Source organism: Bacteroides sp. 3_1_13 (assembly GCF_001185845.1).
Classification (GTDB): Bacteria; Bacteroidota; Bacteroidia; order Bacteroidales; family Bacteroidaceae; genus Bacteroides; species Bacteroides xylanisolvens.
Genome location: NZ_KQ236958.1, coordinates 56,431 through 74,712, shown reverse-complemented (window position 1 = coordinate 74,712; position 18,282 = coordinate 56,431). Strand labels below are relative to the sequence as shown.

Here is an 18,282-nt window from a genome sequence, read left to right as displayed (position 1 = left end):
TGGATAATCAAAAGTAAATACAGAATACCATGAAAGAAACTTTGCAGATTCCCACTCCCGAAACACTGGAAGCCTTGATAGGTAAGGAACTTTATGATATATGGACTTCACTTTGCCAGCTTATCGAGCAAAAGTACAATATGGAACAACTATGGAACCATGGAGGAAAAAAATGGATATACGAATATAAATATCGCAAAGGCGGAAAAACGCTGTGTGCCCTATACGCCAAAGAACAAACGATTGGCTTCTTGGTCATTTTAGGTAAAGATGAGCGTGCCAAATTTGAATCTCTGCGAGAAGTATTCTCCAATGAGACTCAAAAGATATACGATGAGACGACTACTTTCCACGATGGGAAGTGGCTTATGTTCGAATTGAAAGACACTTGCTTATTTAATGATATGGAGCGACTGCTATCCATCAAACGAAAACCCAACCGATGATTGAATCAGATATAAATAAAAGGTATTGTCAAAGTTGCGGGATGCCTCTCCGCTTTGATATAGAGAAATATCTGGGTACTAACTCCGACGGTTCCCGAAGTGATGAATATTGCTACTACTGCCTGAAAGACGGAAAATATATCGTCGACATTCCGATGTCGGAAATGATTAATATCTGGATAAAATACACCGATAAGTACAATGAATATGCAGATACCGCTTATTCGCCGAAGGAACTTAGACGAATACTCAACGAACGGCTCCCCAAACTGAACCGATGGAAACAGAAGTTGGAAACCAGTAATATCCATCACCAAAAGATTCAGGATATAGTCGTTTACATCAACAATCATTTATTCGATAGTTTAGATGCAGATATACTTAGTACGATAAGCGGACTTTCCAAATATCACTTCAGAAGAGTGTTTCAAACCGTTGCCGGAGAAAATATTGGAAGCTACATACAACGTTTGCGCCTCGAACATATAGCACATCTGTTAGTATCCACCGACTTTACATTAAATCAGATTTCGGAGCAAACAAACTATCAGACTAAATTCAGTCTGGCAAAAGCCTTCAAAAAACATTTTGGAGTGTCAACCTCTCAATATAGGGAGAAGTATAAGCCGATGTATGACGAACAGCATGCGGTTATCACTCCTGAAATCCGGTCGATTCTGCCGATGAAAGTATTTTGTATCGAGGTGGGTGAAAAGTATAAGGATGAACTCCGATACAAATTAATATGGGACAGGCTCACCAACTATGCTAGACAGCGCAATGAAGAAAAGTCGAATGATAAGTTTGTCAGCCTTAGTATGGACGACCCGGCCATCACCCCAATAGATAAATGTCGCTTCTATCTCGGGGTCATAATCGATAACAAAGAAAATGATTTCCAGCCGGGAGTGATAGAAGTTCCCGGTGGTCGTTATGCTATATTCAGGCATATCGGTGACTACTCTTTATTGCATAAATTCTACCGGACTATTTATGAAGAGTGGTTCCCGGAAAGTAAATATCGTCCTCAAAGCACCTTTAGCTTTGAAATGTATATGAACCGCCCTGCCTCCACCCTTAGAACAGAACTAATTACCGACATCTATATTCCGGTCATCAAGAAATAATTAATTATCAACCCTCTAAAAACAATGTATTATGGGAAAAATTTCAGAAATCATGCTATTGAAGCAACCGGAACAATCCGCTTTGGCTGTTGAAGTACAAACAGATATGAACGGAATGTCGGAAGCTATCGGGAAGAATTTTGTAAAAATAGACTCTTTATTTAAGGAACAGGGTGAAGTCACTACCGACATCCCCTACGTTGAATATCCCAACTTTGAAAGTCTGACGGAACAAAATATCAGAATGATTATTGGTCTAAAGTCAACCAGAGAGTTACAAGGTGAAGGGGATATACGGTCTATAACGATACCAGAAAAAAAAATAGTTTCCTGCCTACATAGAGGAACTTACAAGGAACTGGCTGCCCTGTACAACGAGATGATGGAATGGATAAAAAACAACGGTTACAAACCTTCGGGAACATCCATCGAATATTATTACAGCAATCCTAACGTACCCGAAGAAGAACAAGTGACGAGAATAGAAATGCCACTATTATGAATGTTTTCTTCATCTAGTTATTTCTTTCTTCCTATCAATAACTATCGAAGATACATTCCAGTTTTCGTTTAACTTAAGTCAAACTAACGCTTGACTTAAGTTATTCTTTCGCTTGACTTAAGTCAAACGAAAACTCATTAGGTAACGAAAAAGATATTCCATTCAAGGAAAACAACTAAAAACAGCATAGCGGCAAATTACTTCTTATGCGCTGAAGTACCCCACAAAACAGATTAAACACAACAGATACAGACATCATTTTTGTATCTTTGCCGGATACAGAATAAACATGAAAAAAGATATGTCGGGCTTTCGCAAAGTACGATATCTCCCTCGTCCAGGAAAACTTTTCCGGATAAGTCCAATCCCTGTTGTGAGCCATGGGTAATCAGAATATTATCTTTATCGAAAGCCGTGCCCAAACGTTCGTTCATCCGGTTGGCAATCCATTCGCGCAAAGGGGCATAACCTTCTGTTGTAGTATATTGGAGCGCTTTCGTACCTGCCTCTTTCAATACGATCTGATTGATCTCATTGATTTCATCTATCGGAAAAAGTTCCGGAGCAGGCAGACCACCTGCAAACGAAATCACATCTTCCTGTTCGGTAACTTTTAATATTTCTCTTATTTCCGAAGCCTTTATATAAGACATTCTTTTAGCAAAATTCAACTTCATAACCTTTAAGTATATTAGGAGATTAAAACAACACTGCAAAGTAAATCAAAAAAGAAAGACGAGAACAGATACACTTTTTTATATATTGACAGGTACAGATGACTGACTTTTCAAAGGATAAGTATATGAAGTTAATCTCCCCGATTGCTTATTTCGTCATGAGTAATCAGGGTATTCGTCGAATAATCCTATACGGAACCTTGTTAAATGAAATGTAGATATGGAGGACTGGGAAAAAGTATTAAGAATAGAATGTCAGGGCATCACCCCGACTGAAATCTCAAAGGCATTACGTGCCATCAACATTTATGCACAGGAGCTGGAATGAAACAGAGAGAAAGCTAGTAATGAGCTAATAACGAGGCAGGTCTTTTACTTCCTCATAATATTTTTCCACTCCAACCTCTTGCATCCGTTTGTTGATGGCTACAAATCTCTTGTATAAATGCTCATCAAAGCCTGTATTCTCACAAGGAAAGCAGCTACACTGGAAGCAATAATCCACTTGCTTCTCCTCGCTGCATGCACGAACATTACAGGTTTTAAACAACTTGCATTTTTCTTTCCTGCACCCTTGACAAGTTGCCACGGATAAATGATCCAAAAACTCTTTAAAATCCGCATACTTTGCAAAAACAGGCTCATTAAGCATCTCTACGAAACGTTGCGCATACACCTCAAAATTGCCTAACGACTTCTTGAGTTCATTACTGTGGTAAGAAATATCTCCATCGGCAAAAGCAAAGCACTTTCCGCAATGCAGTCCACAAGGGGCAATGCGCCCCTTAATAAATTCACTATCCATCTTTTCCATTGTCATTCCTCAATGATTAATTCCATTTGTATATCTCCCCTCTCATAATATGAACAAACATTTTTCTATCCAGTCTCCAGCAACATCCTTTTTTCCTCTTTTATATACACTAAATATCTATCCGATGTCATCACCTATTGCAAAAAATTTAATTATTATACGCAGATATAGATTGATTTCATATTCTCCGTATATTTTGCGGTAAATATATCGATTATTCTCCGCATTTTATACTAATTATCAATCAAATCATTGACTTTAAATAGTAATCAGTGAGCAAACCAAAGTTCTACTTAGCAATGAAAAAAGATTATCCATGCAAAACGAGGCTTTACTGGTAAAAGAGGAAATTCCTCATTCTGTATAGAAGGACAGTCAGGATATAGCTGTAATGTTAGGCATATCTGTGAAATAGCCAATGCTTTGTACATTGGCTGTTCTAATCTGTATGCAAAATATTCCCCTGTATTTTTCCCAATATCTTGGGAAACTGCCAGAAGAATAACAAAGTACAACAAATTGCCGCCGTCGCATCAGATATTGCTTCAGCCGCATATACACCGGTTACTCCCATATAGTGCGGCAATATCAAAGCCAATGGAATCAGTAGAATCACTTTGCGCAGCAAGGCAATGAAAATAGATATTTTTGCTTGTCCCAAAGCTACAAACATATTTTGGCAGGCTCGCTGTAATCCGAAGATAGTCATACCGCCCAAGAAAACAGGCATTGTCCAGCGGACTGTTTCTATCAGTCTTTCATCACTTGTAAAGGCGGAAGCTACTGTTGAGGGGAATAGAATCATAAACAGCATCAACAGTAAGTTAAATGAGAACATGGTTATCAATGCGACACGGAAACAGTCTCTGACACGTTGTTTATCGCCATGCCCATAATTATAACTCACAATAGGAACAAAACCTTGCGCAAATCCGGTTAATGGGACACTCGCAAATTGCATCGCACTTTGCAGGATGGTCAATGCACTGACATAAATATCTCCAAAATCTTTCAGACTGCTGTTCAGAACAAAGCCAACAAGGCTTTCGGTGCTTGCCATAATAAACGGTGATACACCCAAAGCAAATATAGAAAGTATGATTTTCCGGTTCAACGTCATGTAACGTTTTTCCAAAGGGAGAGAGGCGTGTCGGGAGAAAAGGAAAGTTAAAACCCACACGGCACTACACGCCTGTGAAAGTACTGTAGCCAGGGCTGCGCCTTTTACTCCCATATCAAGCCAAAAGATGAAAATCGGATCGAGGACGATATTCAACAGTGCTCCTATTAATACCGAATACATGGCGATAGCAGGCCGTCCCTGTGCATTGATAAAAGAATTCAGCCCTGTGGATATTTCTACGAAGATAGTTCCCAATAAATAGATAGAGAGATAATCGACTGCATACTCTAATGTATTTTCCGAAGCTCCTGTAAAGAGTAGAATCGGCTCCATAAAGGTATATGCGATGAGAGAAGTAAACAAGGTGAATAGGATCAGCAAGATAAAACCATTACCCAGAATTTTTCCGGCACGTGAACGCTCACCCTGTCCGAGTGCGATAGCCGCTAAGGGTGCACCGCCACCTCCCACTATCGCTGAAAAAGAAGAAATCAGTATAACAAGAGAAGTCGTTACTCCTACCCCCGCCAATGCATCCGTACCAATCCCAGGGATATGACCAATATAAATACGGTCGACCATGCTATAAAGCAAATTAACGAATTGCGCTGCCACTGCCGGAAGTGCCATTTTAAAGATTAGTGGCAACATGCGTTCTGTTCCCAGCCGTTCTTCGTATTTATTTGCCATTCTAAACTTCTTTTTCTAAAATTCAGCCACATTCTTAAAAACAGCCCAAGGTGTCTGCTTATAAGATTGCACAGATCCTTTTGGTATCCAAAGCGTAATACTACCTTTTTCTATCAATTGGCCGAATGTCCGGCTAGTTATTTGAGGAGGCGTCACATTCAAACTATAAATAGCAGTCAGGCTATCACACCGGAAAAATGCGTCATCTTCTACTTTTTGTAATTTAGATGGAAGAAAAACAGTCGATAGTCTATTGCAGCCTGCAAAAGTCCTGGAGATTATTTCCACAATACTTTCAGGAAGCTTGACCGATCGAAGCAACGGACACTGGGAAAAAGCATATCGGGGAATTTTCTTTAGCTGACCGGACAACCGGACATCACGCAAGAAGAGAGCTTCATTAAAAGCATAAGACCGCAAATAACTGACACTACCGGGCATGATATAAAGGGAATCTGATTTATTAGCCGGATAATAAACCAACATAGTCGAATCTTTAGAATAGAGTACCCCCTCTTTCGCCATAAACTCGGAGTTTGAAGGAGATACTGATACGGATTGAATAGAGAGACATCCTTGCCATGCGTTCGGGTAAAGCACTTTCGTCTGTGAAGGAATTGACATCTGCCGCAGAGATTTACAGTCAGCAAAAGCTGCTGGTTGAATCTCCAATGTTTGATCGGGAAGAATTAATTCTTTCAGATGGATGCAATTCCTGAAAAGATGGGTGCTTATGGTATGAGCGGAAAGATAATATTGAATATAATAATCGTTTCCATCCTTTACAAACTTCCATGAATGATTCCGATAATCCCTGTCTCCTTTAAGCTGGCATAACAATTCCCATTCTTTATCATCCATTGTTTCGAACTTAAAAGTCCATGACTGCATACCGGAAGGATTTCGCCGGCTGACCTTCTTTACAAACTTCATTTTAGTGAGATTTTCCTTATAATAAGGATTCACAGAATCTGCCACAATTTCTGTTTTCGACAAATCCAGTTTACAGAGTTCCCCACCATCTTCCCAAACAGAACGAATAGCTCCTGCCATCTTCCGAAGCAGGTAAAAGTCTTTCCCATTCAATTTTCCGGTAACAGTCAGTGAGGTCAGCGTCCGGGCTTCTTCATCGGATATATATTGGCACAAATCACCCGGTTGCTGTAGATTGACCGTTTTATGTTTCTCCTGCAGAAGTCCGCAAGGACGTATGTTTACAATCACATCATCGAATATTTGAAGTTTATCTGCTTTAGCTCCGAAAACAGACAATTTGAAATAACCATCCATAGCGCCTCTCCATCCCCAATTGATATGAAAATAATCGTCGGCAAACCCATCACAAACAAAAAAATGCGACAACCCGCAACATAACACCGGACGTTTGGCCTCCAGTTCCCGGTAAAAGAGTTGTTGTAGTTCCACTCCCGACAATTCATTCTTTCGTATATACCGGATGGAAGGATGATAACCAAAATTCTTATGAAGTGCCATAGTGATCGGTTTCACATAACCGGTGGTTGTCTCCGGCGAGAATTTGGCTGCTGCCGCAACTGCACAATAATACAATAACCGGCTGACACTCTCTGAAGCATCGGTAGATTCTTGCAAATCGTATTTATTCTTTATAGAATTCCAATCAATATGTAATGAATCGTAATCAGCAGTGAGAGAATAACTCTTCCCTCTTTCATCGGTTTGGATATAAGAGCTTTTACCCGTTCCACGCAAAGGGTATTCATAGTATTTCATAATTTGCCCTACGGAGACAGCGGTACACCCTGCCAAATATTTCTTCCCATTGCCATCCAACGGCATTCTGTCATTATAGGGACTCCCCTGCCCCCACGAAATACCTTGCAGCAAAGGCTGGCAAACAGAGTTCTTTCGCTGATAATAAATAATAGTATCTCCCGCAGCAAACCGCGTTCTGTCTTCCTGCCATTCTATAATCTCATGACTGTAACTGTCCAACAGTTTCTTCATAGTACCATTCTGCAAATTGACTCTCCCGAACGGAGAAAACGCCAATATAGGAGAAGGCAAGCTATCATCCAAACCTACTATCACAAAGCCTACCGCCCGGTTTTGAAAAACGTAATTGACCACACATAATTGATTCAGTTCCGAAATTGCACGTTCGCATTTATCAAGAATATTTTCCCGGTTAGAGAACATGAATTTGTCAGCAATCCGAATAGCTTCCTTATGGTCAATCGGAGCTGCTTCTACCACTGTTGAAAACAAGACAGCCTGAATGAACCATAAAATAAAATGAACTTTCTTCATATAATATTTCAATAGATTAACCGAAGTCTCCACTTGTCTGATTTCGATCAAACACCTATAATTAGATTTATTTCATCAGTTCGTCGATTTTGCCACTCATTATATGAGGCAAATATCGGGTAATCTTCTCAATATTCCAGTTCCACCATTGCAACTCCTGCAATCTATCAACCGTGTCTTTATCAAAACGCATCCGGATTTCCTTTGCGGGCATTCCTCCCACTATCGTATAAGGAGGAACATCTTTTGTAACAACCGCCCGTGACGCAATGATTGCTCCGTCCCCAACATGTACACCTGCCATGATAACAGCTTCATAACCAATCCATACATCGCTTCCAATCACTATATCTCCTTTATTATCCCAAGCCGAAGCGACGTCTTTCTTGTCCAGCTGCCATTCTTCAAAGAAGATGGGAAATGGATAATTTGATAAAGAATTCAAGGTGTGGTTCGCACTGTTGAAAAGAAACTTAGCCCCACAAGCAATGGAACAGAATTTTCCTATCACTAACCGGTCTCCATTAACAGGATAATGATACAAAACGTTATTCTTCTCAAATTGAGTCGGATCATTAACAAAATCATTGTATATCGTATAGTCGCCTACAACAATGGCAGGATTCCTGACAACAGCGTTCAGGTAAACAGTCTGATAGTCATTACTGCGCGGATATATCTTCGTATTCAGGATCATTACTTCTTCATTAGGTTGAACATTATCTGACAAATGTACAAGATTATTTTCATATCCCTGTATGAAAGATGGGAATTAACGCTAAAATGTTCCCACTAAATATGTATTCCATATTGATGCTTCACTTCTGCCATCACAAATGTACTTTCCAGTGATCCCAAACTATCAATCGTCCCCAACACATTCAGAATAAACTCCTGATAATATTTCATATTGGGAGCGTGAATCTTCAACAGATAATCATAACTTCCCGATATGTTATAACATTCGGTTACTTCAGGAATATCCTGTATGATCCGTGTAAACTCTGCCGCTATATCCCTGTTCAGACGTCTAAGCTTCACACTGCAGAACACGACAAATCCCTGATTCAGTTTCTCCGCATCCAATACGGCAATATACTTCTTTATATAACCTCCATTCTCCAACCGTTTCAGGCGTTCAAAAACAGGAGTTGAAGAAAGACTCACCCGCGCAGCCAACTCTTTCGTTGTCAATCGGGCATTCTCTTGCAAAGTACGGAGTATTTGCAAATCTACTTTATCCAGCTTATCAAAAGTATCCATAAGAAAAATATTCTTCTAAAAGGTGATTTTCAGGAATAACGCAGTTACATTATTCCATATAACGACACAAAAATAGCATTATTTTCTATATTTCACCTATATCTTGTTCGATATATCTACATCTCATAACTTTGCAAGAAAATAAAGGAAGAATATAAACTTAAAAAACATACGATTATGGCAACAAAGAAATTACACTTCGAGACTTTACAGGTTCATGTAGGACAAGAACAAGCAGACCCGGCAACAGATGCCCGCGCAGTACCTATTTACCAGACCACCTCTTATGTATTTCACAACTCCGCCCATGCAGCCGCACGCTTCGGCCTGCAGGACCCGGGAAACATCTACGGCCGTCTGACCAACTCCACTCAAGGAGTCTTTGAACAACGCGTAGCCGCCCTTGAAGGAGGGGTAGCAGGACTGGCAGTCGCTTCGGGTGCCGCTGCCATTACTTATGCTTTCGAGAATATCACTCGTGCAGGCGATCATATTGTAGCAGCCAAAACCATTTACGGAGGAAGTTATAACCTACTGGCTCATACCTTGCCCAGCTATGGTATCACAACAACATTCGTTGATCCAAGCGATTTGTCGAACTTCGAAAAAGCTATTCAGGAAAATACAAAAGCCATATTTATCGAAACTTTGGGAAATCCAAATTCAAATATCATTGATATAGAAGCAGTGGCAGAAATTGCCCACCGCCACAAAATACCTTTGATTATTGATAACACATTCGGAACTCCGTATTTAATCCGCCCCATCGAACACGGAGCAGATATCGTAGTACATTCCGCAACAAAGTTCATTGGCGGACACGGTTCTTCATTGGGAGGAGTTATTGTAGATTCAGGTAAATTCGACTGGGTAGCTTCCGGCAAATTCCCACAACTGACCGAACCCGATCCATGCTATCATGGCGTACGCTTCGTCGATGCAGCCGGTCCGGCTGCCTATGCAATCCGCATCCGGGCCATTTTGCTGCGCGACACAGGAGCTACCATCAGCCCATTCAACGCTTTTATCCTGCTGCAAGGCCTAGAAACTCTTTCCTTACGTGTAGAGCGTCATGTAGAAAATGCATTGAAGGTAGTGAATTTCTTAAACAATCATCCAAAAGTGAAGAAAGTGAATCACCCGTCATTATCCAACCATCCCGACCATGCACTGTATCAACGTTATTTCCCGAACGGTGCCGGTTCTATCTTTACTTTCGAGGTAAAAGGCGGACAAGAAGAGGCACACCGGTTCATCGACAGTCTGGAGATTTTCTCCCTGCTGGCCAATGTGGCCGACGTGAAATCATTGGTGATCCACCCGGCGAGCACTACCCATTCGCAACTCAATGCACAGGAGCTAGCCGAACAGGAAATTTATCCGGGCACCGTACGCCTATCCATTGGAACAGAACATATTGATGACCTGATTGCTGATTTGGATCAGGCACTTGCCAAAATCTAACATTCAATCATTGAACTTTCCATGACTACGAGATGTTATACCTATATAACATTAAAAACATTGCAGTCATGGAAAAATATTTAATACACAGCAACGAACTGCATCTGATAGACGCAGAGAAAATCCATCAAGCCGTAGAAAAGATGGTGGAATCACTCGATTTAGCCGCAGGCTCAACCACTAATTTCGATCTCTATCAGGTTGTGGAAAACTACTTTAAAGATCTTGAGAAAAGAAGAAAGATCAATCATGTACTGGGAATCAAAGAAGATAGATATGAACTAGCCGAAGATTTCGGCATTAAATAAAAGAAAGAAATTTATTCAATCACACCAGACAAGTTTTCCAAAAAACGAGAGAGCTCCACTCAATGTGAAACTCCCTCGTTTTTTTTGGAATAATCAGCGTATAATAATTAATTTCCCTGATGTACTGTAAGTTGTGGGAAAGGGAAGTTGATACCTTTTTCATTGAAGGTTTCGTAAATCGCTTTATTTATATCGAAATAAACACCCCAGTAATCTCCGCTATTTACCCATACACGTGCCACTACATTCACACTGCTGGCGTCCAGCGCATGAAGAGCTACAAAGGGAGCCGGTTCTTTCAGGATGCGTTTATCAGCAGCAAGAATTTCATAAACGATTTTCTGTACTTTCTCATAATCTTCTCCATAATCTATACCAATAATCCATTCTACACGGCGGGTTTCCTGATGACTGTAGTTGGTAACTACCCCACTGCTCAATGAACCATTGGGTATATAAATCAGTTTATTATCCGCAGTAGTAAGGATGGTATGGAATATCTGAATTTCTTTTACTGTACCGGCTGAACCTTGCTGTGTTTCTATCCAGTCACCGACCTTATAAGGTTTGAACAAAAGAATAACCAGTCCCCCAGCAAAGTTCTGCAGATTGCCGGATAAAGCCATACCGACAGCCACACCGGCAGAAGCCAATAAAGCTGCGAACGAAGTGGTTTCAACTCCCAGAGCGCCAACGACAGAAATGATTAACAGGATTGTCAACAGAATATTGACCAGACTTTTAACGAAAGTTTTGATACTTACATCCACTTTTCGTTTATCCATCAGACGTCTGATAAACTTGTTGAGCAGCGAAATAAGGAAACGTCCGACGACAAAGACAAGGACCGCAATCAATATACGTTCGCCGGCACGGATACCGAAGTCTATCAGTTGTTGAGTAATCAGCGAGAGTTTGTCCAATCCGTCGGCATTGGCAATCGCTTCTTTCATTAATTCATCTGCGGCCACTTGCACGGAATCCGCAGCTTGTGTTGCTTGCAATAATAGTAGCATAATTAAATATATATATTAAGTGAATAAATACAGTTTTGTTATTTCAACAATTTACAAAGTTATATTGTTTTTAGTGAATCTAAAAGTTTTTTTTGCTTTCCTCCTGCAAAAGCAGTATTTTTGTAACCGATTCACTGGTAGGGGTGCCTTAACATGACGGGCTGAGAACATACCCATAGAATCTGATCCGGGTAATGCCGGCGTAGAGAACTAATTAGTAAGCAAGATGAAAAAAATTGTATGGATGGCCATCGCCTTATCGGGCGTAGGCATCACTGTTCATGCACAGACGAGTGTAAAGGATAGTATGAGAGTAGTAAACCTGCAAGAAGTGCAGGTAGTATCCACGCGTGCCACCGCCAAAACTCCCGTAGCATTCACCAATATAGGCAAAGCGGAATTGAAGAAGGTTAACTTCGGACAGGACATCCCTTATCTGTTAAGCATGACTCCTTCTACGCTGACTACATCGGATGCAGGAGCAGGTATCGGCTACACGACCCTTCGCGTGCGCGGAACCGACGGCACACGCATCAACATCACGGTAAACGGCATACCGATGAACGATGCTGAAAGCCATAATCTGTTCTGGGTAAATATGCCCGACTTTTCTTCCTCCGTAAAAGATATGCAAGTGCAACGAGGCGCAGGTACGTCTACCAACGGGGCAGGTGCCTTCGGAGCCAGCGTTAATATGCAGACTGAAGGTGCATCCATGAAGCCGTATGCCGAATTCAACGGTTCATACGGTTCATTCAACACGCACAAAGAAACGGTGAAAGTGGGAACCGGTTTGCTCAATAATCATTGGACGTTTGACGCTCGTCTTTCCAACATCGGTACGGACGGATACATAGACCGCGCTTCGGTAGACCTAAATTCTTACTATCTGCAAGGAGGTTATTTTGCAGAAAACACATCCGTGAAGCTGATTGCATTTGCCGGGAAAGAAAAGACATATCACGCCTGGGGATACGCAACCAAAAAGGAAATGGAGGACTTCGGCAGACGCTACAACCCCTGTGGCGAGATGTACACCGACGCCAACGGCAACAAGCATTTTTATGACGACCAAACTGATAATTATCTGCAAAAGAATTATCAACTTCTCTTCAATCATACTTTCTCAACAGCCTGGAATCTGAATGTTGCCTTGCATTATACCAAAGGCGACGGCTATTACGAAGAGTACAAAGACGGCAGATCCCTTATAGAATATGGCCTGAAACCATTCACAATTGATGGAACCGAAATAACCAAAAGTGATTTAGTCCGTCAGAAGAAGATGGACAACAAATTCGGTGGCGGCGTTTTTTCTCTCAATTATACAGTCAACAGGCTGAATGCGTCTCTAGGAGGTGGTTTGAATCAATACCGGGGCAATAACTTCGGAAGAGTTCCCTGGGTGAAGAATTATGTGGGCACTCTATCTCCCGACCATGAATATTACCGCAATAAATCCCAAAAGACCGATGGTAATATTTATCTGAAAGCAAACTACGATCTCACCAGCGGGTTAAGCGCGTATGCCGATCTTCAGTATCGACACATCGACTATACCATCGACGGCAACAATGATAAATATGACTGGAGCAAAAATGCCCTGCGTCCACTGGCAGTAGACAAGAAGTTCGATTTCTTTAACCCGAAAGTAGGATTAAACTGGAACATCACGTCCAACCATCGCGTTTATGCCTCTTTCTCGGTTGCTCAAAAGGAACCGACCAGAAACAATTATACGGATGGCGATCCGGATTCGTATCCCAAAGCAGAAAAATTACTCGACTATGAAGCGGGATATACTTTCGCCAACCAATGGCTGACAGCAGGTGCAAACTTCTACTACATGGATTATACCGACCAACTGGTTCTGACCGGAGCTTTAAATGACATCGGTGAAGCACTGACCGAAAACGTGCCGGACAGTTATCGTATGGGAGTCGAGCTAATGCTGGGAATCAAACCGTGTAAATGGTTTCAATGGGATATAAACGCTACATGGAGCAAAAACCGCATCCAGGATTTTGTAGAAAGCCTGCCGGGCTACCATTATAATGAAAACGGCAGTTCTACTTCCCTCCCGACTGTTCAGATCAAGCATAAAGACACTCACATCGCTTTCTCACCTGACTTTCTATTTAATAACCGTTTCTCATTCAATTATAAGGGATTCGAAGCGGCTCTGCAATCGCAGTTCGTAAGCAAGCAGTATATGACAAATGCGGAAGTAGAAGCATTGACTCTTGATAAATATTTTGTCAGTAACCTCAATCTGGCGTACTCCTTCCGTCCCAAGAAGGTGTTGAAAGAAGTCACGGTAGGGTTCACTGTGTACAATCTGTTTAATGAAAAATATGAAAACAACGGTTGGGCCTCGAGCGACTACACCGATACGGTGGAGAATCGGGGAAACTATGCCGGATATGCAGCGCAGGCAGGAACAAACGTTATGGGACATGTTTCTTTCCGCTTTTAATACCACAGGGCTATGGAATTGAATTTTCTGGAAATATTCGGTACGATTGTCGGGCTAGTCTACCTTTGGTTGGAGTACCGGGCAAGTATCTACCTTTGGATAGCAGGTATTGTGATGCCTGCCATCTATATCTTCGTATATTACAAAGCAGGACTGTATGCCGATTTCGGTATCAATATCTACTATCTGATAGCTGCCATCTACGGTTGGTTCTTCTGGATGTGGGGACACAGAAAGAAGAAAGGTCAACAGTCGGCAGATGCTTCAACCGGTGACAAACCCAAAGACCTTCCTATCGTGCATACTCCATGGAAATGTTACTTACCTCTTTTTCTGGTATTTATTGTTGCATTTATCGGCATTGCATGGATACTGATCGAATATACGGACAGTAACGTGCCCTGGCTGGATAGTTTTACCACGGCATTGAGCATTGTCGGCATGTGGATGCTGGCACGTAAATACGTCGAGCAATGGTTTGCCTGGATTCTTGTGGATATTGTCTGCTGCGGACTTTATATCTACAAAGACCTTTATTTTACTTCTGCTTTATACGGACTTTACTCCATTATAGCTATCTTTGGCTACTTTAAATGGAAAAAATTAATGAGCGTACAATGATAAGTGAACACTATACTCCCGAAGCCGTCATACTTGCCAACGGCGAATATCCTACGCATACACTTCCCCTGAAAATACTGGAAGAGGCTCAATTCGTGATTTGTTGCGATGGAGCAGCCAACGAATATATCTTACGTGGACATACTCCCGATATTATTATTGGCGACGGAGACTCTCTTTCGCCGGAAAACAAAACACGCTTTTCGGACATTATTCACCATATAGCCGATCAGGAAACAAACGACCAAACCAAGGCTGTCCACTTCCTGCAAGAAAAAGGCTACCGGAGAATAGCCATCGTCGGTGCTACCGGAAAACGGGAAGACCACACATTAGGAAATATCAGTTTATTGCTGGACTATATGAAAAGCGGTATGGAAGTACGAACTGTTACGGATTACGGGGTATTTATTCCCGCAAATGGCACGCAGACTTTCGTTTCCCACACCGGGCAGCAAGTATCCATTATCAATTTCGGAGCGAAAGGATTGAAAGGGGAAGGATTGGTTTATCCGCTTAGCGACTTTACGAATTGGTGGCAAGGAACTCTTAATGAAGCTACAAGCAATCGTTTTACCATTCAATGCACAGGAGAGTATTTAGTGTTTCTAGCTTCTATGTAAACCGATATTAATTCTCAAACATTCTCATCACTATGAGAAAAAATTCTCACTGCGATGAGAAAAAATACTCATAGTAATGAGAACTTTTTCTCATTGCGGTGAGAATCTTTCTTTCATTTCAACAGACTGACAACGCTTCATAGGCCACTGTTTTACAGTCTATTATGACTGACTACAATGAAAGTAAATAGCTCTTGAAATCTGCAAACTCTTTCGTCATTTGCAAACTCTTCTTCTCGCCTTTCATAAATTCCTGCAACTTGGCAGGTATCTCTACTGATTCACCGATAATGCTTTCTACTGTTTCAAGGAACTTGGCCGGATGAGCCGTTTCAAGGAATACACCCGTTTCGCCTTCCTTCAAGCCTTCTACCAACGCACGGTATCCGCAAGCTCCATGAGGATCGAGCAGGTAGTGATGTTCTTTCCAAGTTTCTTTCACCGTTTCACGGATCTGTTCGTCGGTATAAGTTGTTCCTGAAATTTCGGCAGAGATAGCAGCGTGCGAACCATTATACAAATCAAGTACACGGGCAAAGTTGCTAGGATCTCCCACGTCCATGGCGTTAGCAATTGTTGCAATAGACGGACGGGGATTGTATTTACCTGTTTGCAGATATTGATAGAAAATATCGTTGCGGTTGTTGGCAGCAATGAAACGCTTCACAGGCAATCCCATTTTCTTTCCGAATAATCCTGCGGTGATATTTCCGAAGTTTCCGCTAGGTACGCAGATGACGGCGTTATCTGCTTTTCCGGCACGCTTCAGTTGAGCGTATGCATAGAAATAATAAAATGCTTGCGGCAGGAAACGGGCTACATTGATGGAATTGGCAGAAGTCAATGATAGATGTTCATTCAGTTCCTTATCCATGAAAGCAGCTTTTACCAATGCCTGGCAGTCATCAAACGTTCCGTCCACTTCGAGCGCAGTGATGTTCTGTCCCAGTGTAGTGAATTGTTTTTCCTGTATTTCGCTGACTTTTCCTTTCGGATAGAGCACATATACATGAATACCGTCCACACCCAGAAAACCGTTAGCCACAGCACTTCCCGTATCACCGGAAGTGGCTACCAGTACATTTACATTCTTTTGTCCTTCCTTCTTAATGAAGTATCCCAGCAGACGCGCCATGAAACGACCGCCTACATCTTTGAAGGCCAGTGTCGGTCCGTGGAAAAGTTCGAGCGAGTAGATGTTATCCGCTACTTTCACCAAAGGTACATCAAAACTTAAGGTATCATATACAATCTGTTTCAGGGTGTCGGCAGGAATATCCTCACCGAAAAAAGCATCGGCTACACGATAAGCTATTTCCTGAAAAGACAACGTATCAATCGTATCGTAAAACTCTTGTGGAAGAGGCTTGATAGACATAGGCATAAACAACCCTTTATCGGCTGCAAGACCTTTTACAACTGCTTCCTGTAGAGAAGCCATCGGCGCTTGTTTATTCGTACTATAATATTTCATGGGATGATATTTTTAGTGCTCACCACAGATTACACAGATTTACACAGATATTTTCTCTATTATTACATAATACAAAAGTCTCTTTTCACTTTAAATCTGTGCGAATCTGTGTAATCTGTGGTGAACATTATTTCATAAATTCTTTAATAAACTCGTCTTCTTTCAACACACCGTAACTACCGTTGCAGGCAGATACTTCGTCGTAAGTTTGCACCTCGTCCGGCTCAATTCCCGGATACCAGATAAGGAACGGGATAGGATCGGAAGTGTGCGTACGAAGTTCGCAGGGAGTAGGATGGTCAGGCAATACGGCTATTGCTACCGGTTCATCCCAATCTTTCACTGCTTCGTAGATAGGTCCTACGGCACGTTTATCCAGATTCTCGATAGTGAGAAGTTTCAAGTCGATGTCTCCTTCGTGTCCGGCCTCATCACTGGCTTCGATATGAAGATAGACAAAGTCATCGGTTTTCAAGGCTTCCAATGCAGCAGCCACTTTATTTTCATAATTCGTATTATACAGACCAGTTGCTCCTTCTACCGCAATACGACGCAATCCGGCATAATAACCGATTCCGTTTATCAGATCGACTGCCGAAATCACCGCACCTTTTTTCACTTGCGGGAAAGTTTGGGAGAAAGTAGTCATCTGCGGACGATAACCGGGGCTCCAAGGCCAAATACTATTGGCGGGGTCTTTGCCTTCAGCTATGCGTTTCAGGTTCAACGGATGATTCTTCAACAGTTCCTGTGATTTTAGAATCAGGTCGTTAATCAGGTCTGCCGTTTCTTGTGCTTCCGGGGCCAATGGTTTCACCATCAATGAGCGGAAAGGTTTCAAAGGAACATCGTGCGGAGGAGTACAGTCCAGTTCTTTATTTCCTCCCTTGATAACCAACAGATGACGGTACTGGACTCCTGTGTGGAACCGTACGCGGTCATTGCCCAGTTTCTCTTGCAGGTATTGAATCAATACGTCCGCTTCTTCTGTAGATATGTGTCCGGAGGAGTGATTCTTCAGAATTTCTCCTTCCACACAAATCAGATTACAACGCATTGCCATCTCGCCCGGCTTCAAATCCACGCCGATACTGGCAGCTTCCAGCGGTCCACGACCTTCGTACACTTTCGGAAGATTATATCCCAACACTGACATGTTGGCTACTTCACTACCCGGATGGAAACCTTCCGCCACGGTAATCAGGCGGCCGTTACGCCCCATTCGGGCTAACTGATCCATATATGGCGTCTTCGCATATTGCAGGAGCGTCTTGTCCCCTAATGACTTCACTGGCCAGTCGGCCATTCCGTCTCCCAATATAATGATATGCTTCATTTCTTTTGAAAATTAAGAATGAAGAATGATGAA

General features: G+C 41.9%; 16 protein-coding genes, 1 pseudogene and 1 riboswitch. Of the genes and pseudogenes, 8 read left to right on the top strand and 9 right to left on the bottom strand.

Features of this window, described 5'->3' with window-relative positions:
• Nucleotides 1-29 precede the first annotated feature (29 nt).
• The 3 genes from HMPREF9009_RS23665 to HMPREF9009_RS23655 are packed head-to-tail and all read left to right on the top strand — an operon-like array spanning nucleotide 30 to nucleotide 2,075.
• On the top strand, nucleotides 30-446 hold the full coding sequence (locus tag HMPREF9009_RS23665; protein ID WP_004299149.1) for a DUF3788 domain-containing protein: 417 nt from the start codon (nucleotides 30-32) through the stop codon (nucleotides 444-446).
• A complete protein-coding gene (locus tag HMPREF9009_RS23660; protein WP_004306425.1) occupies nucleotides 443-1,573 on the top strand; it encodes a GyrI-like domain-containing protein in 1,131 nt (376 codons plus the stop codon). Before HMPREF9009_RS23665 ends, HMPREF9009_RS23660 begins: the two co-directional genes overlap by 4 nt.
• A 31-nt stretch (nucleotides 1,574-1,604) precedes the next feature.
• Nucleotides 1,605-2,075, top strand: a complete 471-nt coding sequence (locus HMPREF9009_RS23655; RefSeq protein ID WP_004323548.1) for a GyrI-like domain-containing protein — start codon at nucleotides 1,605-1,607, stop codon at nucleotides 2,073-2,075.
• 296 nt (nucleotides 2,076-2,371) lie between these two features.
• Here the strand turns inward: HMPREF9009_RS23655 and HMPREF9009_RS23650 are convergent.
• From HMPREF9009_RS23650 to HMPREF9009_RS23625, 6 genes and pseudogenes are all read right to left on the bottom strand, one after another.
• A pseudogene (locus tag HMPREF9009_RS23650) lies at nucleotides 2,372-2,752 on the bottom strand (aminotransferase class I/II-fold pyridoxal phosphate-dependent enzyme); the annotation flags it as partial.
• A 352-nt stretch (nucleotides 2,753-3,104) separates the two neighbouring features.
• Complete coding sequence (locus HMPREF9009_RS23645; RefSeq protein ID WP_225450615.1) at nucleotides 3,105-3,572, bottom strand: DUF3795 domain-containing protein; 468 nt, start codon at nucleotides 3,570-3,572, stop codon at nucleotides 3,105-3,107.
• Between the two features lie 433 nt (nucleotides 3,573-4,005).
• Nucleotides 4,006-5,379, bottom strand: coding sequence for an MATE family efflux transporter (locus tag HMPREF9009_RS23640; RefSeq protein ID WP_049703561.1), 1,374 nt, complete (start codon nucleotides 5,377-5,379; stop codon nucleotides 4,006-4,008).
• 15 nt (nucleotides 5,380-5,394) lie between these two features.
• Complete coding sequence (locus HMPREF9009_RS23635) at nucleotides 5,395-7,668, bottom strand: C10 family peptidase (protein WP_143241901.1); 2,274 nt, start codon at nucleotides 7,666-7,668, stop codon at nucleotides 5,395-5,397.
• A gap of 67 nt (nucleotides 7,669-7,735) precedes the next feature.
• Nucleotides 7,736-8,359, bottom strand: coding sequence for a CatB-related O-acetyltransferase (locus HMPREF9009_RS23630; RefSeq protein WP_049703611.1), 624 nt, complete (start codon nucleotides 8,357-8,359; stop codon nucleotides 7,736-7,738).
• 101 nt (nucleotides 8,360-8,460) lie between these two features.
• Nucleotides 8,461-8,931 (bottom strand): Lrp/AsnC family transcriptional regulator, encoded by a 471-nt coding sequence (locus HMPREF9009_RS23625; protein ID WP_004315247.1) that lies wholly within the window; start codon nucleotides 8,929-8,931, stop codon nucleotides 8,461-8,463.
• Nucleotides 8,932-9,108: 177 nt separating this feature from the next.
• Between HMPREF9009_RS23625 and HMPREF9009_RS23620 the strand changes: the two genes are divergently transcribed.
• Entirely contained in the window at nucleotides 9,109-10,395 is a 1,287-nt protein-coding gene (locus tag HMPREF9009_RS23620) for an O-acetylhomoserine aminocarboxypropyltransferase/cysteine synthase family protein (protein ID WP_049703559.1), read from the top strand.
• 68 nt (nucleotides 10,396-10,463) lie between these two features.
• Nucleotides 10,464-10,703 carry a hypothetical protein gene (locus tag HMPREF9009_RS23615; protein ID WP_004306417.1) on the top strand — a complete coding sequence of 80 codons (240 nt, stop codon included), beginning with the start codon at nucleotides 10,464-10,466 and terminating at the stop codon, nucleotides 10,701-10,703.
• Between the two features lie 107 nt (nucleotides 10,704-10,810).
• Here the strand turns inward: HMPREF9009_RS23615 and HMPREF9009_RS23610 are convergent, their stop codons facing one another.
• On the bottom strand, nucleotides 10,811-11,719 hold the full coding sequence (locus HMPREF9009_RS23610) for a mechanosensitive ion channel family protein (protein ID WP_049703558.1): 909 nt from the start codon (nucleotides 11,717-11,719) through the stop codon (nucleotides 10,811-10,813).
• A gap of 129 nt (nucleotides 11,720-11,848) precedes the next feature.
• A riboswitch (TPP riboswitch) is annotated at nucleotides 11,849-11,945 on the top strand.
• On the opposite strand from HMPREF9009_RS23610, the gene HMPREF9009_RS23605 reads away from it, so the two are divergent.
• Genes HMPREF9009_RS23605 through HMPREF9009_RS23595 form a run of 3 tightly spaced genes read left to right on the top strand, consistent with a single transcriptional unit; the run spans nucleotide 11,946 to nucleotide 15,439 of the window.
• Nucleotides 11,946-14,195 (top strand): TonB-dependent receptor, encoded by a 2,250-nt coding sequence (locus HMPREF9009_RS23605; RefSeq protein ID WP_049703557.1) that lies wholly within the window; start codon nucleotides 11,946-11,948, stop codon nucleotides 14,193-14,195. It begins immediately after the preceding riboswitch.
• A 12-nt stretch (nucleotides 14,196-14,207) separates the two neighbouring features.
• Nucleotides 14,208-14,816: a nicotinamide riboside transporter PnuC gene (gene pnuC / locus HMPREF9009_RS23600; RefSeq protein WP_008640736.1), complete on the top strand. Its 609-nt coding sequence runs from the start codon at nucleotides 14,208-14,210 to the stop codon at nucleotides 14,814-14,816.
• Nucleotides 14,813-15,439 carry a thiamine diphosphokinase gene (locus HMPREF9009_RS23595; RefSeq protein WP_049703556.1) on the top strand — a complete coding sequence of 209 codons (627 nt, stop codon included), beginning with the start codon at nucleotides 14,813-14,815 and terminating at the stop codon, nucleotides 15,437-15,439. The genes pnuC and HMPREF9009_RS23595 overlap by 4 nt, the downstream gene beginning before the upstream one ends.
• Before the next feature lie 172 nt (nucleotides 15,440-15,611).
• Here the strand turns inward: HMPREF9009_RS23595 and thrC are convergent, their stop codons facing one another.
• Together thrC and HMPREF9009_RS23585 are read right to left on the bottom strand one after the other, a co-directional pair.
• A complete protein-coding gene (thrC, locus tag HMPREF9009_RS23590) occupies nucleotides 15,612-16,913 on the bottom strand; it encodes a threonine synthase (protein WP_049703555.1) in 1,302 nt (433 codons plus the stop codon).
• Between the two features lie 127 nt (nucleotides 16,914-17,040).
• Complete coding sequence (locus HMPREF9009_RS23585) at nucleotides 17,041-18,249, bottom strand: cofactor-independent phosphoglycerate mutase (protein ID WP_049703554.1); 1,209 nt, start codon at nucleotides 18,247-18,249, stop codon at nucleotides 17,041-17,043.
• Nucleotides 18,250-18,282: the final 33 nt, after the last annotated feature.

Bases quoted from the DNA above. Each gene is read 5' to 3' on its own strand.
- pnuC (WP_008640736.1), top strand. From the start codon at position 14,208: ATGGAATTGAATTTTCTGGAAATATTCGGTACGATTGTCGGGCTAGTC.
- HMPREF9009_RS23610 (WP_049703558.1), bottom strand. From the start codon at position 11,719: ATGCTACTATTATTGCAAGCAACACAAGCTGCGGATTCCGTGCAAGTG.
- HMPREF9009_RS23660 (WP_004306425.1), top strand. From the start codon at position 443: ATGATTGAATCAGATATAAATAAAAGGTATTGTCAAAGTTGCGGGATG.
- HMPREF9009_RS23635 (WP_143241901.1), bottom strand. From the start codon at position 7,668: ATGAAGAAAGTTCATTTTATTTTATGGTTCATTCAGGCTGTCTTGTTT.
- HMPREF9009_RS23655 (WP_004323548.1), top strand. From the start codon at position 1,605: ATGGGAAAAATTTCAGAAATCATGCTATTGAAGCAACCGGAACAATCC.
- HMPREF9009_RS23640 (WP_049703561.1), bottom strand. From the start codon at position 5,379: ATGGCAAATAAATACGAAGAACGGCTGGGAACAGAACGCATGTTGCCA.
- HMPREF9009_RS23615 (WP_004306417.1), top strand. From the start codon at position 10,464: ATGGAAAAATATTTAATACACAGCAACGAACTGCATCTGATAGACGCA.
- HMPREF9009_RS23620 (WP_049703559.1), top strand. From the start codon at position 9,109: ATGGCAACAAAGAAATTACACTTCGAGACTTTACAGGTTCATGTAGGA.
- thrC (WP_049703555.1), bottom strand. From the start codon at position 16,913: ATGAAATATTATAGTACGAATAAACAAGCGCCGATGGCTTCTCTACAG.
- HMPREF9009_RS23645 (WP_225450615.1), bottom strand. From the start codon at position 3,572: ATGACAATGGAAAAGATGGATAGTGAATTTATTAAGGGGCGCATTGCC.
- HMPREF9009_RS23625 (WP_004315247.1), bottom strand. From the start codon at position 8,931: ATGGATACTTTTGATAAGCTGGATAAAGTAGATTTGCAAATACTCCGT.
- HMPREF9009_RS23605 (WP_049703557.1), top strand. From the start codon at position 11,946: ATGAAAAAAATTGTATGGATGGCCATCGCCTTATCGGGCGTAGGCATC.
- HMPREF9009_RS23595 (WP_049703556.1), top strand. From the start codon at position 14,813: ATGATAAGTGAACACTATACTCCCGAAGCCGTCATACTTGCCAACGGC.
- HMPREF9009_RS23665 (WP_004299149.1), top strand. From the start codon at position 30: ATGAAAGAAACTTTGCAGATTCCCACTCCCGAAACACTGGAAGCCTTG.
- HMPREF9009_RS23585 (WP_049703554.1), bottom strand. From the start codon at position 18,249: ATGAAGCATATCATTATATTGGGAGACGGAATGGCCGACTGGCCAGTG.